Here is a 12,740-nt window from a genome sequence, read left to right as displayed (position 1 = left end):
TTAAATGTTTTGATTCACCAAAAGTTCCTGAAGTTTTTTCCGCGCAAAATTGAGTTGGGATTTCGAAGTTCCTTCACTAATAGAAAGCATAGAAGCTATTTCCTTATGCGGATATCCTTCAATGGCAAAAAGATTAAAAATAGCTCTACAGCCTTCAGGAAGAAAGTTCAGCAGGTTCAGAATATCTTTTTCAAAAGAAATATGTTCTGATGAACCTTCTGAAGATTCTATCATATTTTCTTCCAGAGAAATAAACAGAGCTTTATCATTTCTTAATTTCTGGAGGCATTCGTTCACTGCAATTTTTTTCGCCCAGGCTTCAAAAGTTTCGGGATTCTGAAGCTGGCTAATCTTCGTGAAAATTTTGTAGAATGTATCGGCCAATACTTCTTCTATATCTTCATCGTTTTTCAAATAGCGCTTGCAGACTGAGTACAGTCTACCCGCCATTTTCTCGTAGACTTTCCGCTGTGCATTACGGTCGCTACGCTGGCATTCTAATAATAATTCTCGTTCCATAGTCAGGAGTTATATTAGTATAGATGCAGGAACTTTGGATGGGGTTGGAAACATAATCAACTTTTTTGAGGTAAAGATGAATTTGTGCAACAATAATTTACCTCTACAATATTTTTTTAATTTCAAATTTAACTTTTCCCCTTGTAACAAATCTCTATTATTAACGACTATTAATACAAATAATCTTTTTATAGTAATGAAAAATGCGAAAATGGCATCATTACTTTTTGTTTTGTCTGCAGGAAGTATGATGTTTGCCCAAGATGACTTAATCAATAAGTTAAAAAATAACCACTCACAAAATGCTAATTTTCAGTTTACAACGTTAAAAGACGTTGGGGCTACTTCTGTAAAGAACCAGGGTTCATCAGGAACTTGCTGGAGCTACTCAGGAAACTCTTTCCTTGAATCTGAAATGCAGAGAATGGGCAAAAAACCTGTAGATCTTGCTGAAATCTTTACAGCGAGAAACTCTTATCATGATAAAGCGAAGTTATATGTTTTAAATAACGGAGCAATCAGCTGGGGTGATGGTGGAGAACTTCACGATGTAATCAATATGTACAAAAAGTACGGTGCAGTTCCTCAAGACGTGTATTCAGGGTTAAAGCCTGGACAAACGACCAACAACTTCAAGGAAATGCAAGGGAAATTAAAACCTGTTCTTGACAGCCTTGTTCAAGCTTCTTCTAAAGGAAAACTTACAGATAACTGGATGGATTCTGTAGATGCTATTCTTGACGAATACTTAGGAAAAGTACCTGCTAACTTCACGTATGAAGGGAAAAACTACACACCTAAAACTTTTGCTAAAGAAGTAGTAGGAATCAACGCAGAGGATTATGTAGAATTATCTTCTTACAAAGACTATCCTTACTACCAGAAATTTGTAGTTCCAATTCCTGATAACTGGAGCCATGATTCTGACTGGAACGTTCCAATGAAAGACCTTACAGCAATCATTGACAATGCCGTAACAAAAGGATATTCTGTAGGTTGGGCTACGGATGTCTCTGAGCCTTATTTCTCTTATAAAAATGGGGTAGCTTATGTTCCGGATATCGATTTAGACCAAATCAATGCAGAGAATAAGCAAACTTTGTTTACAGAGCCTAAAAAAGATAAAACCATCACTGAAGATATGCGTCAGAAAGCACTTAACAACCTTTCTACAACGGATGACCACGGTATGCATATCGTAGGATTGGCAAAAGATCAGACTGGTAAAGAATATTATATGGTAAAAAACTCTTGGGGAGTAACCAATGATTTCGCCGGATACCTTTACGTAACAAGACCTTATGTTGAATATAAGTCTACAGCTATTTTGGTTCACAAAAATGCGATTCCAAAGAATATCTTAAAGCAGTTGAAACCAACTAAGAACATTGGTTTATAAGAAATCACTTCTGTCATTTTAATGTGACAGTTTTAGATATTTAAATCTGTTAAAAAACGCGCTCCCAACATTCCGGGAGCGCGTTTATTTTAGGTATCTGAAGATTATCTTTCAGTTATATGACGATAATAGTCTGTCAAAGAGTATATCTTAGGTTTCGAACCTTCTTTATAATCAATAACCAGCCATTTATTTTCAGTTTTCTTTTTATCAAACAGATAGTTTTCTTTTGGAAAGTCAATAGTTTTATACCCCGTATAAATGGTTGCAGGAGCAGCTTCAAATATTTCTGCCGAATAATAATTAGCATCATCAGCAATGGTGTAGAAATTATCTTCTCCCTGCTTCTTTTTTATTTCCTCTATCTCTTCATCATCAGGACCCAACAGCAATGTGGTAGATTTTGTGATCACAGTATCAGCCTTTATCTTTTGAGGGGCAGCCTGAAGCTCTTCTTTTTGGTGTTCCGGAACATTATTATCCGTAATATGGGATTCTGTTTGCTTATTTTCTTTTTTACAAGCGAAAAAGGATAATGATATTACAAGCAATAGATATTTAACCGACATCTTATTTTGGTTCTTTATTTTGTTGATGAATAGTTTCACAAATAAACAAAAAAAGCCACCTGCATTCAATACTTTAATTCAATCCTATCATTTTCATTAAAATATTGCAAGATTAATAAAAAATATTACATTTGCAATACTAATAAAATCACCAAAACATGAAAAATCTAAAGAAATTAGTAAAATCAGATCTAAAGAAAATCAATGGCGGGAATGCTCCGGAATGCCCAACAGGAACCCAGGCATGCTATTATCCTGGTAAGGATGGATCTCAACGATGGAGATGTATTCCTGAAACGATGGAATGTCCTTAATCTATTGAAAACATTAATTGATATCAACATACAAATTATTACCTATGAAAAATTTAAAAAAAATTGTAAAATCAGAACTAAAGAAAATCAATGGAGGAGCTGCTCCTGTGTGTGAATATGGAGAGATGGCATGTCGTATTCCAGCTCAAGATGGTTACCCTGCCTACTGGATGTGTGTACCGGTAGGATATGGATGCAGATTCTAAAATTAACTTTTAAATCTCCTAAAAACAGCTTATTTTAAATGTAAAGAAAACTGTAGCTTTCTTTTATTTAGTAAGATCCGGATGATTGAAAAAATATAATATTTGCAACCTATAACCATTAGTAAAGCATGAAAAATTTAAAGAAATTAGCAAAACCAGCATTAAAGAAAATCAATGGCGGAAATGCTCCTGTCTGTGAACTCGGAACAAGACCTTGCCGTTATAAGGCAGAAAATGGACAACCAGCCTACTGGAATTGTGTAGCCAACGAATACGCCTGCTAATAAAAACAAAAACCCGCCTTCAGAAAATCTGAAAGCGGGTTTCTTTAATAAATAGGTGAAAATTAAATATAAAATAAAGTGAATTATGATGATTAATATAAATAATGAATCGCCTTTTTTACTTCGCAAGTGGATAAATTATGCTGTAAAAAATTAACTACGAAGCTTATTAGCTATTCACACTCATATTAAAATAATACGTCCATACTTTCTGCTGAAAAATCCAAAAGAGAAGCAGTATTTCCTTCTTTAACCTTTTGTACCCACTGATAGTCTTGCAATATAGCACGTCCTACCGCTACAAGATCAAATTCTTCTTTGTCTAATCTTTTAATCAATTCCGTAAGATCGGTTTTTTCTGTTCCCTGGCCTGCAAATGCATTCAGGAAATCTCCGTTCAACCCTACAGAACCTACAGTAATCGTTGGCTGTCCTGTAATTTTCTTAGCCCATCCTGCAAAGTTCAAATCTGAACCTTCAAATTCAGGCTCCCAAAAACGGCGCTGCGAACAATGGAAAATATCTACTCCAGCTTCTTTTAATGGCAACAACCAGTCTTCCATTTCAGTTGGTGTAAAGGCTAATTTAGTTTTATAGTCCTGTTGCTTCCACTGAGAAAGACGAATAATAATAGTAAAGTCCTCTCCTACTGCTGCTCTGATTGCTTTGACAACATCAACAGCGAATCGGCTTCTTTCCTTTAGGGTTTTCCCGCCATATTCATCTGTTCTTGTATTCGTTACTTCCCAAAAAAACTGATCAATAAGATACCCATGCGCTCCATGAATTTCAAGACAATCAAAGCCAAGATCTTTTGCTGACTTTGCAGAAGCAGCAAACTGTGCAATTGTATCCTGAATATCTTCAATCGTCATTGTGGATGCTTTTTCCATAGGTAATAATGGATATTCCTCAGACATTCTTGTATCTCCCACGTGCCAAATCTGTGGCCCCATTTTACCTCCATTCTGGTGCACGGTATCAATTACATTTTTCCAACCGTTTAAAGCCTCATTTCCGTAAAAATCTGGAATATTAGGAAGGTTTTTAGATGCCGGTCTGTTGATAACAGTTCCTTCTGAAAGAATCAATCCTACTTCTGAAGCAGCTCTTCTTCCATAATAGTCAGCTATTTTTTGGGTAGGAACTCCATTGTCAGATTGTGCTCTGGTCATGGGTGCCATTACAATTCTATTTTTGAGCTGTAAATTTTTATATTGAAACGGTTTAAATAATGATGATGTGTTCATATTTAAAATCTTGTTTTATAATTGTTACACAAAGTAACTAATAATAGTTTGTTTTTGTATCTTTTATTAAAAAAATAGTGGTAACTTCGCAGTAACTTACATTAGTAACATTGAAGTAACGCTTGGAATTTTAATTTCACAATACTTTAAAAATCAATTATTCTGATATGAAAAAGAATGAATTAATGCAATACAGCTGCCCACTGGGTAAGGCAATGGCTGCTTTAGGAAGTAAATGGAAACCCATTATTGTGTTGGTCATTAAAGACCGAAAACTACGTTTTGGAGAGCTTGCCGTGCGCATTAATGTGATCTCCAGAAAGGTATTGACCGACCAGCTTCGTGAAATGGAAACTGATGGTTTGGTGATTCGTGAAGAGTTTAAGGAACTTCCTCCAAGAGTAGAATATTCTCTTACTGAAAAGGGGTTGGCCCTGTTACCTATTTTGTATCTTCTGGAAGAATGGGAAGCGAAATATCAGGTGAAAGGAACCTATTCGGAAGAGTGTATCGAAATGATAAAGGAAAAGAAAAAGACGGTGAATGTCTGATCGTCTTTAATTTTAAATTATACTTTCAAAAAGGTAAGTATATCACCAAAATGTAAGCATATAGGTTCTGAAATATTTCTACCTCAAATTTGCAGAAATATTTTCAATATGAATTACAAAGAAATTGCAAAGGAAACCATTGGGCATCTGTATAAAGCTCATTCCAGCATTCGGAAATCAGGTATTGATGAGAAACTGATTGCATTAGCAGAACTGCGGGTATCACAAATCAATGGCTGTGCTTATTGTTGCAGCTATCACGCTAAAGAGTTACTTAATTTTGGCGTTGAACAGGATATCATTAACAGAATCCCAGGCTGGAAACATACGAAAGTTTTTGATACAAAACAGAAGCTTGTTTTAAGCTGGGTGGAAGCCGTAATTTATAACAATAATGATTCTCAGGAAATCAAGGAAAAATTGCTGCAACATTTTACAGAAAGAGAGTTTGTAGAACTGACTGCAAGTATAGCTTTGATGAGCACTTTGAATAAATTGAGGATTACTTTGGCAGAAGAAGATTAATAAAAAGGGTTCCCTGTCTCAGGTAACCCTTTATTTCATTTTATATAAAAGTTTATTCTAATTCTATGGGATTTAAATATTTCCTATTAAGATCCAGTTCTTTTTGCCTTTGATTAATCTTTTCCTGACCATCTAAAATGGTAGTTCCGGAACTGGCCAACACAGCTGCTATATTTTCATTATTGGCTTTTAATGCCTTTTGAAATTTTGGCTGAGTTGTTTCAACAGCTTCCATATATCTAGTCTTCTTTATATTGATTGATTTCCCTTCTAATTCAGAAGTTGGTACAGATTTTACAAGTTCAAAGTCATACTCATTTTTATCATCTGCGATTTTGATGATTAATCCCGGTAATCCACTAAATTTATAAGGCCCATAAGGCAGTGGTATTTCGGCTGCATACCATGCAATCCAGTTTCTCCCCTTATAAGCAACTGTTGCCTTTTTACAGCTTATTGTATTGATTACTTTTGTTTCATCTATAAGCTTCCAGTTTTCTATTATATTCTCTTTATAAGTAAGAACAGCCATTCCCACCGGTTGAAAGTATTGCACCTTTTCATTGGACTGTATAATTGTGTAGGGAAATTTTGTTTTGGGTACCGAGGTTCCGTTTTTAAGGCTAATGGTGATACTCCCATCAGTATTCTTTGCAGATACAAGAGAATTGGCCATCACGGTATCTTTTTTAAGCGATTGGGAACTCGCAAAAAAAGCACGATTTTCACCTATGTGTAAAGAGAAAAATTCTTCGTGTATATAATCTGGGGTTTGGGTATTGAGTTTAGCTTTTAATAAATAGGTAAAATTCCCGTGCAAAGCCTCTTTTTTATCGGATTGAGAATAGCATAAAACACTGAAAAATAAGAGTGATAATTGAAATAGTTTTTTATTGTAATTCATGGAGAGCGTTTTCGCCATAAAAATGCATATATTTTTATAATTACAAAAGAAAAATGGAAAAATTACTCATAAAAAATCGCACCCGATACTTTGGCTATTATCATCAAAAAACCGCTTTCAGATGATGAAAGCGGTTTTTAAATTTATCTAGAATCCCAATTAGAATATCGCAGGATATTTCTGAGGATTGGTTTCATTAAATAGAGCATAGATCTTTTCTACCATATCGTCTGCAGACGGCTTACTGAAATAGTCACCATCACTAGCATAGGCTGGTCTGTGATCGTTAGCAGAAATCGTTAATGGATCTGAATCCAGGTATCTGAAAGCTTTTTGCTTTTCTAAGATTTGTTGTAAGATGAATCCTGTTGTTCCACCTTCTACATCTTCGTCGATTACTACTAATCTGTTTGTTTTCTTAACGCTTTCAGCAATTTCGTGAGATAAATCGAAAGGAATTAATGACTGGATATCGATCACTTCTGCAGAGATTCCAAGTTTTTCCAACTCATTAGCTGCTTCTGTTACAATTCTCCAAGTAGAACCGTAAGTTACCAAAGTAACATCTTTTCCTTCTTTTGTTACTTCAATTTTACCTACAGGAACTGTGAATTCACCTAAGTTATCAGGTTGTTTCTCTTTTAATCTGTATCCGTTCAGACATTCAACGATGATCGCAGGTTCGTCAGCCTGAAGCATTGTATTATAGAATCCAGCAGCTTTCGTAAGGTTTCTTGGTACCAATACTAAAATACCTTTTGAAAGGTTAAGAATTCCCGCCATTGGAGAACCTGAGTGCCAGATTCCTTCTAATCTGTGACCTCTCGTTCTGATGATTACAGGAGCTTTTTGACCACCTTTGGTTCTGTATTGTACTGTTGCCAGATCATCACTCATTCCCTGTAAACAATAAAGAACGTAATCTAAATACTGGATTTCAGCGATTGGTCTCAATCCTCTCATCGCCATACCGATTCCCTGTCCAAGAATCGTAGCTTCACGGATTCCTGTATCAGCAATACGTAACGCTCCATATTTCTCCTGCATTCCTTCCAATCCCTGGTTTACGTCTCCGATATTTCCGGTATCTTCACCAAAGATTAATGTTTCAGGATATTTTTCAAAGATTTTATCAAAGTTATTTCTGATGACTACTCTTCCGTCTACCTCTTCAGAGCTGTCTGAGTAAACAGGCTTGATTTCTTTAATGTTTTCAGCCTTCCATTCAGACTGAGAATATAAGTGAGATGAATAGTTGTCTTTTTCGATTTCAAATACTTCATTGTATTTCTGCATCAATTGGCTTCTTTCTGCCGAATGGGTTCCTCTTGTCGCCAATAAAGCTTTTCTTGCTAAATGAAATACATCTTTTTTAGCTTTTGAAACTAACTTATTGAAATGAGTAAGCGCCGCCTCTACATCAGTATTCTGCCCTTTAAGGTTTTCTACTAAAGGAATAATAGATTGAGTAAGCTCTTTAATAGCGTTCTGGTAGTTTTCCCAAGCTGTTTTTTGTCCAGCCTTAGCTCTTTTCTTAGCTTCTTCATCAATAGCATCCAATTCTTCAGCAGTAGCAATTACCTCTTCTTTTCCATCAATTTCGATAGAATAGTTAAGAATCCACTCTTTGAATTTCACTAATCCGTCAAACTCAGCTTCCCAAGCCAGACGTGCTTCATTTTTATATCTTTCATGAGATCCTGATGTAGAGTGCCCTTGAGGCTGGGTAACATCTACCACATGTACTACTACAGGAACACTTTCTGTTCTTGCGAAATGCTCTGCCTTAGCATAAGCATCTAATAATGCTGCATAATCCCAAGCTTTTACCTGGATAATTTCACAACCTTGGTTCTCTCCTTCTTTTCTTTGGAAACCGCTTAGCATTTCACTGATATCAGCTTTTGCTCTCTGATTTTTAGTAGGAACTGAAATTCCGTATCCGTCATCCCAGATCGATACGATCATAGGAACCTGAAGTGCACAAGCTGCATTCAATGTTTCCCAGAAGTGACCTTCTGCTGTAGAAGCATCACCAATAGTTCCGAAAGCGATCTCATTTCCTTCTCTTGAAAACTTCTCCGAACCGTCAAATTTTACATTTTTGTAAATCGTAGAAGCCTGTGCTAATCCCAATAATCTTGGCATTTGTCCTGCTGTAGGTGAAATATCGGAAGAAATATTTTTCTGTGCCGTTAAATCTTTCCAGCTTCCGTCTTCATTTAAACTTCTTGTAGCAAAGTGTCCGTTCATCTGTCTTCCTGCTGAAGCCGGCTCTCTTTCTACACTTGTATCAGCATACATCTGTGCAAAGAAACTTTCTGCCGTTAAAGCATTAATGGCCAATGCAAAAGTCTGGTCTCTGTAATACCCTGAACGGAAGTCTCCATTTCTGAAAACCTTCGCCATGGCAAGCTGAGGAAGTTCTTTTCCATCCCCAAAAATTCCAAATTTAGCTTTTCCGGTAAGTACTTCTCTCCTTCCGAGATAAGACATTTCACGAGAAACTCTTCCTAACCTGTAATCATCAAGTATTTGATTTTTAAAGTCCTGGAAGGATATTTGCTGTGTTTCAATATAAGTTGTTTGCATAGCTAAGTAAAAAAGTTTTTGTTCTTCAAGTATTCCGCTAATATACACTTTTTAAATTAATTTTAATTTTTAATAATCTTTTTTAAAAATTTGATAATAATAAAAATTGTGCTTTATTTTGAAAAAAATTGTAAAAGATGGACAAAAAGTCGCCACACATTTTGAATGCGTCTAGCAATCTTTTAGGATTTTCTTTGATTATTATCACCTCATTGAAAATCGCTAAGATCAGCCACAATACATATTTAGACGAATTTGCAGGACTTGCCTGTATCCTTTTTGCGTGTAGCTGTTTCTTTTCGTTTCTTGCGATCAGAACAGGAGATAAAAGAAGGGAATATACCTATGAGAGCATTGCGGATTATTTATTTTTAATTGCTTTATTTTGTATAGTTCTAGCCGTTATTATTCTAACCCTGAAAATTATTTAATTTAAAATTTTCGCTCAATTACGTAATCTAGCATACTATGTAAAGATTTTCTTGCTTCAGATTCGGGGAATTCATTCAGAATATCTTTTGCCTTCTGTTGGAAATCTTTCATTACGGTGATCGCATAGTCTAATCCACCGGAATTTTTAACGAACTCTATCAGTTCTTTTACTCGTTTTGGATTGTTATTATAACGCTTAATCGTATCGAAATAGTATTTTCTGTCCTTTTCATTAGCTGTCTTCAGGGTATGAATTAAAGGCAAGGTCATTTTCTGCTCTTTAATATCAATTCCTACGGGCTTACCAATGACATTGGAGCTTAAATAATCAAAAAGGTCATCTTTAATCTGAAAAGCCATTCCTGTGAAAGTACCGAAGTCCTGCATTTTTTTAGCAAGAGCTTCGTCAGCATTGTTAGACAGTACTCCAATCTCACAGCAGGCAGCAATTAAAGTGGCTGTTTTCTGACGGATAATCTCATAATAAACATCTTCTGTAATATCCAATTTTCTGGCCTTCTCCAACTGCAGAAGCTCTCCTTCAGACATTTCACGAATCGTTCTTGAAATAACCCCTAATAAATCGTAATCTTTATGATCTGTAGATAATAATACTGATTTTGACAACAGATAGTCTCCTACCAAAACAGCAATCTTATTTTTCCACAATGCATTAATGGAAAAGAAATTACGACGTTTAAAACTTTCATCCACCACATCATCGTGTACCAGAGTAGCTGTATGAATAAGCTCGATCATTGAGGCTCCACGATAGGTCTTCTCCGTTACACTCCCTACCAGCTTGGCACAAAGAAATACAAACATAGGGCGCATCTGCTTCCCTTTGGTAGTAACAATAAAACGGGTTACTTTATCCAATAAGGCTACTTTACTTTGCATTGATTCGTAAAACTTTTGTTCAAAAAGTTTCATTTCATCATTGATCGGTTGCTTGATTTCTTCTACGATATTTGCCACAATCTGCGAATGCTGGGTGAATAAAATTATTAATTCTCACAAAGATAATTTTTTTCGCTCAATTTTAAGCGAAAAATTAATCCCTGAATTGGTCTTTAGGAATAAAATAAAGTGAAGGCTTTGTCTTTCCTAATGGAGATTTGAATTTTTCCGCTGAAATAGACATTCCTGTTTCATCCACTGCAATTCCTTCAACCTGCCCTATTGACAAAGCACTTCCTAAATAATAATGCTTAGGGGTTTCTTTAAAAAATATTCCAGGTTCAGTTTCTGTAAAAACATCCATAAACACCTCTGTCTTCTTGCTATAACCTACCAAATAAAGCTTCTTATCAAAGTAAGCAGCGTCGGTCACCATAAAATTAGTTTTATAGGACTCAGCTTTTACAGCATCCTGTTTTTCAGTCTTTTCAGGATCTACAACGTAATGAACGGTTGATTTAGACACCCATTCTTTGGTAAAAAGATGAAGTTTTCCATGAGCATATACCATTGCTTCTCCATCAAAATCTGTCTTGTAATAGTTCGATATATAATCAGTTTGTTCAGGATAGTGAAACTTAATCTCTCTTACGTTGTTATTTTGCAGACTGTCTCCCTGAAATGGTACTTTATAAATCGTAAGATGTCTTCGGCTTCCATCGTTATTGCCGAAATCCCCAATATAGAAATTACTGCCATCATTCGTTAGCGCCTCCCAATCGGTATTTTTAGCATTTACTTTTAATGTTTTAACTACTTCTCCTGAGGTTTTATTGATTTCAAATAATTCAGGGGCATTCCCGCTATCATTGAAAGTATACAATTTTCCATTAAAGAAATTCAATCCGGAAGTCTCCTGAATCTTGTCGTCCAGATGGCTGACTCTGTATTTTTTTATTTTCAGGAAATCTGTCTGTTGAGAAAATGCGGTTTGAAAGGCAAGAAAAGCCAATAGCAGAAGTGTTCTTTTCATAGGACAAAAATAGGGCTTTTAGTTTAAATGGAGAGATTACTGAGCTGGTGTGGGTTAGGTGAGTTACGAGATGCGAGGTGCGAGGTGCGTGATTCGAGTTTGGAAGTATGAGTATTAAATACGGAGAGGAAGAAAGAAAGGAATTGTAACGCGTTTTGTTTTATATCTTACGGCATAATATAATTCGGTACATTGTCAAAAAAAGAAAGACAAGCAAAAAGCTCGTCTTTCTTTATAGATTTTTATTGATAATTAAGCAGTTTTCTGCTGTTTCTGATTCTTTGCCTGTTCTTTTTGTGCTTGTTTTGCAAAGTATTCTTTCTGATACTGTCTTACGGTCTTTCCGGTTCCGTCATGTCTCCATCCCGGTGAATTGAAAATATAGTTGATTCTATCAGTGAATTTAAGTCCCGGCTGTTTCAGGTCTTTCCAGATTTTTCTCCATTCATAGAAGAGTACTGTATCAGGTCTGTTGTCTGGCATTTTAGGGTAAATTCCATATTTTACCGGAATATTCGGATCTTCTTTCTGGAAGGTACCAAATATTTTATCCCAGATAATCAGACACATTCCCATGTTTTTATCCAGATATTTGATGTTACAGGCATGGTGTACTCTGTGGTGAGAAGGAGTTACCAGAATATGTTCCAGAAATCCCATACTTTTTACCGTTTGGGTGTGTACCCATGTTCCATATACCTGTCCGATAGCATAAGCTACCATAATATGCCAAGGATTGAATCCTAAAAATGCTAGCGGTGAAAAGTATAAATATCTGTAAAGCGGTTGTAATACCGGGCTTCTAAAACCTGTGGTAAGGTTGAAGAATTCTGAACTATGGTGCGTAATGTGAACAGCCCAGAAAGCTCTGGAACGGTGATCCACATAATGCAGCACATAATAGGCAAAATCCGTAATTATAAAGCAAGCTATTAAATACCAGATGCTAAGATCCCATGAAAAAAGTCTGTGGTGGTAAAAGAAAAACATCACCCCCATTGCAAACGCCTTCATGATCAGATCAAGCCCAAAGTTCATCAAAGCAAGATAAACATTAGTAGCAAGGTCTTTACCACTGTATAGCTTAGCCTCCGAAACGTGGCTATAAATCATTTCAGCTAAAATTACTGTAGCATGCAAGGGAACAGCCCAGGCATATACGTGTTCTAGCCCGTCCTCGCTCATAAGAAAATCCATCATCACAAAATAATTTTGTGCAAAGGTAGGGTTTTAAGCGATTCTTTAAGGGAAAATTAAGCTTT

15 protein-coding genes are annotated in these 12,740 nt (G+C 35.8%); 7 read left to right on the top strand and 8 right to left on the bottom strand.

Annotated features, from left to right (window positions below; translation table 11 throughout):
* Entirely contained in the window at nt 1–519 is a 519-nt protein-coding gene (locus tag GTR01_RS23740) for an RNA polymerase sigma factor (protein ID WP_160140192.1), read from the bottom strand.
* A gap of 196 nt (nt 520–715) precedes the next feature.
* On the opposite strand from GTR01_RS23740, the gene GTR01_RS23735 reads away from it, so the two are divergent.
* On the top strand, nt 716–1,918 hold the full coding sequence (locus GTR01_RS23735; RefSeq protein ID WP_160140191.1) for an aminopeptidase C: 1,203 nt from the start codon (nt 716–718) through the stop codon (nt 1,916–1,918).
* A gap of 104 nt (nt 1,919–2,022) precedes the next feature.
* On the opposite strand, the gene GTR01_RS23730 is transcribed toward GTR01_RS23735, so the two are convergent.
* The gene (locus GTR01_RS23730; RefSeq protein ID WP_160140190.1) at nt 2,023–2,487 is read right to left on the bottom strand and encodes a hypothetical protein; all 465 of its coding nucleotides are present in this window, start codon (nt 2,485–2,487) and stop codon (nt 2,023–2,025) included.
* Between the two features lie 158 nt (nt 2,488–2,645).
* On the opposite strand from GTR01_RS23730, the gene GTR01_RS23725 reads away from it, so the two are divergent.
* From GTR01_RS23725 to GTR01_RS23715, 3 genes are all read left to right on the top strand, one after another.
* Entirely contained in the window at nt 2,646–2,801 is a 156-nt protein-coding gene (locus GTR01_RS23725) for a bacteriocin-like protein (protein WP_160140189.1), read from the top strand.
* 44 nt (nt 2,802–2,845) lie between these two features.
* On the top strand, nt 2,846–3,007 hold the full coding sequence (locus tag GTR01_RS24540; RefSeq protein WP_185155162.1) for a bacteriocin-like protein: 162 nt from the start codon (nt 2,846–2,848) through the stop codon (nt 3,005–3,007).
* A 128-nt stretch (nt 3,008–3,135) separates the two neighbouring features.
* Nucleotides 3,136–3,291 carry a bacteriocin-like protein gene (locus GTR01_RS23715; protein WP_160140188.1) on the top strand — a complete coding sequence of 52 codons (156 nt, stop codon included), beginning with the start codon at nt 3,136–3,138 and terminating at the stop codon, nt 3,289–3,291.
* A 188-nt stretch (nt 3,292–3,479) separates the two neighbouring features.
* Here the strand turns inward: GTR01_RS23715 and GTR01_RS23710 are convergent, their stop codons facing one another.
* Nucleotides 3,480–4,541 carry an NADH:flavin oxidoreductase gene (locus GTR01_RS23710; protein WP_160140187.1) on the bottom strand — a complete coding sequence of 354 codons (1,062 nt, stop codon included), beginning with the start codon at nt 4,539–4,541 and terminating at the stop codon, nt 3,480–3,482.
* A gap of 167 nt (nt 4,542–4,708) precedes the next feature.
* Between GTR01_RS23710 and GTR01_RS23705 the strand changes: the two genes are divergently transcribed.
* Nucleotides 4,709–5,092 (top strand): winged helix-turn-helix transcriptional regulator, encoded by a 384-nt coding sequence (locus GTR01_RS23705; RefSeq protein WP_160140186.1) that lies wholly within the window; start codon nt 4,709–4,711, stop codon nt 5,090–5,092.
* Nucleotides 5,093–5,200: 108 nt separating this feature from the next.
* Nucleotides 5,201–5,617 (top strand): carboxymuconolactone decarboxylase family protein, encoded by a 417-nt coding sequence (locus GTR01_RS23700; protein WP_160140185.1) that lies wholly within the window; start codon nt 5,201–5,203, stop codon nt 5,615–5,617.
* Nucleotides 5,618–5,669: 52 nt separating this feature from the next.
* On the opposite strand, the gene GTR01_RS23695 is transcribed toward GTR01_RS23700, so the two are convergent.
* Nucleotides 5,670–6,521 (bottom strand): GLPGLI family protein, encoded by an 852-nt coding sequence (locus GTR01_RS23695; protein WP_160140184.1) that lies wholly within the window; start codon nt 6,519–6,521, stop codon nt 5,670–5,672.
* A 159-nt stretch (nt 6,522–6,680) separates the two neighbouring features.
* Nucleotides 6,681–9,113 (bottom strand): thiamine pyrophosphate-dependent enzyme, encoded by a 2,433-nt coding sequence (locus GTR01_RS23690; RefSeq protein WP_160140183.1) that lies wholly within the window; start codon nt 9,111–9,113, stop codon nt 6,681–6,683.
* Nucleotides 9,114–9,250: 137 nt separating this feature from the next.
* Here GTR01_RS23690 and GTR01_RS23685 point away from each other — a divergent pair, with 137 nt between their 5' ends.
* Nucleotides 9,251–9,544 (top strand): hypothetical protein, encoded by a 294-nt coding sequence (locus GTR01_RS23685; protein ID WP_160140182.1) that lies wholly within the window; start codon nt 9,251–9,253, stop codon nt 9,542–9,544.
* A 1-nt stretch (nt 9,545) separates the two neighbouring features.
* Here the strand turns inward: GTR01_RS23685 and GTR01_RS23680 are convergent, their stop codons facing one another.
* The 3 genes from GTR01_RS23680 to GTR01_RS23670 form a co-directional block, all read right to left on the bottom strand.
* Nucleotides 9,546–10,523 carry a polyprenyl synthetase family protein gene (locus tag GTR01_RS23680; protein ID WP_160140181.1) on the bottom strand — a complete coding sequence of 326 codons (978 nt, stop codon included), beginning with the start codon at nt 10,521–10,523 and terminating at the stop codon, nt 9,546–9,548.
* A gap of 76 nt (nt 10,524–10,599) precedes the next feature.
* Nucleotides 10,600–11,478: a hypothetical protein gene (locus GTR01_RS23675; RefSeq protein WP_160140180.1), complete on the bottom strand. Its 879-nt coding sequence runs from the start codon at nt 11,476–11,478 to the stop codon at nt 10,600–10,602.
* A gap of 252 nt (nt 11,479–11,730) precedes the next feature.
* A complete protein-coding gene (locus GTR01_RS23670) occupies nt 11,731–12,675 on the bottom strand; it encodes a sterol desaturase family protein (RefSeq protein ID WP_410492612.1) in 945 nt (314 codons plus the stop codon).
* Between the last annotated feature and the right edge of the window lie 65 nt (nt 12,676–12,740).

It is taken from the genome of Chryseobacterium sp. c4a (assembly GCF_009900745.1).
Taxonomy (GTDB): domain Bacteria; phylum Bacteroidota; class Bacteroidia; order Flavobacteriales; family Weeksellaceae; genus Chryseobacterium.
Note: the sequence above shows the minus strand (reverse complement) of the source record. Positions and strands in the feature narration are given on the sequence as shown.

Excerpts from the sequence above, each read along its gene's own strand:
- GTR01_RS23725 (WP_160140189.1), top strand. The coding sequence starts at position 2,646 with ATGAAAAATCTAAAGAAATTAGTAAAATCAGATCTAAAGAAAATCAAT.
- GTR01_RS23700 (WP_160140185.1), top strand. The coding sequence starts at position 5,201 with ATGAATTACAAAGAAATTGCAAAGGAAACCATTGGGCATCTGTATAAA.
- GTR01_RS23740 (WP_160140192.1), bottom strand. The coding sequence starts at position 519 with ATGGAACGAGAATTATTATTAGAATGCCAGCGTAGCGACCGTAATGCA.
- GTR01_RS23730 (WP_160140190.1), bottom strand. The coding sequence starts at position 2,487 with ATGTCGGTTAAATATCTATTGCTTGTAATATCATTATCCTTTTTCGCT.
- GTR01_RS23670 (WP_410492612.1), bottom strand. The coding sequence starts at position 12,675 with ATGGATTTTCTTATGAGCGAGGACGGGCTAGAACACGTATATGCCTGG.
- GTR01_RS23710 (WP_160140187.1), bottom strand. The coding sequence starts at position 4,541 with ATGAACACATCATCATTATTTAAACCGTTTCAATATAAAAATTTACAG.
- GTR01_RS23685 (WP_160140182.1), top strand. The coding sequence starts at position 9,251 with ATGGACAAAAAGTCGCCACACATTTTGAATGCGTCTAGCAATCTTTTA.
- GTR01_RS23705 (WP_160140186.1), top strand. The coding sequence starts at position 4,709 with ATGAAAAAGAATGAATTAATGCAATACAGCTGCCCACTGGGTAAGGCA.
- GTR01_RS23695 (WP_160140184.1), bottom strand. The coding sequence starts at position 6,521 with ATGAATTACAATAAAAAACTATTTCAATTATCACTCTTATTTTTCAGT.
- GTR01_RS23675 (WP_160140180.1), bottom strand. The coding sequence starts at position 11,478 with ATGAAAAGAACACTTCTGCTATTGGCTTTTCTTGCCTTTCAAACCGCA.
- GTR01_RS23715 (WP_160140188.1), top strand. The coding sequence starts at position 3,136 with ATGAAAAATTTAAAGAAATTAGCAAAACCAGCATTAAAGAAAATCAAT.
- GTR01_RS23735 (WP_160140191.1), top strand. The coding sequence starts at position 716 with ATGAAAAATGCGAAAATGGCATCATTACTTTTTGTTTTGTCTGCAGGA.
- GTR01_RS24540 (WP_185155162.1), top strand. The coding sequence starts at position 2,846 with ATGAAAAATTTAAAAAAAATTGTAAAATCAGAACTAAAGAAAATCAAT.
- GTR01_RS23690 (WP_160140183.1), bottom strand. The coding sequence starts at position 9,113 with ATGCAAACAACTTATATTGAAACACAGCAAATATCCTTCCAGGACTTT.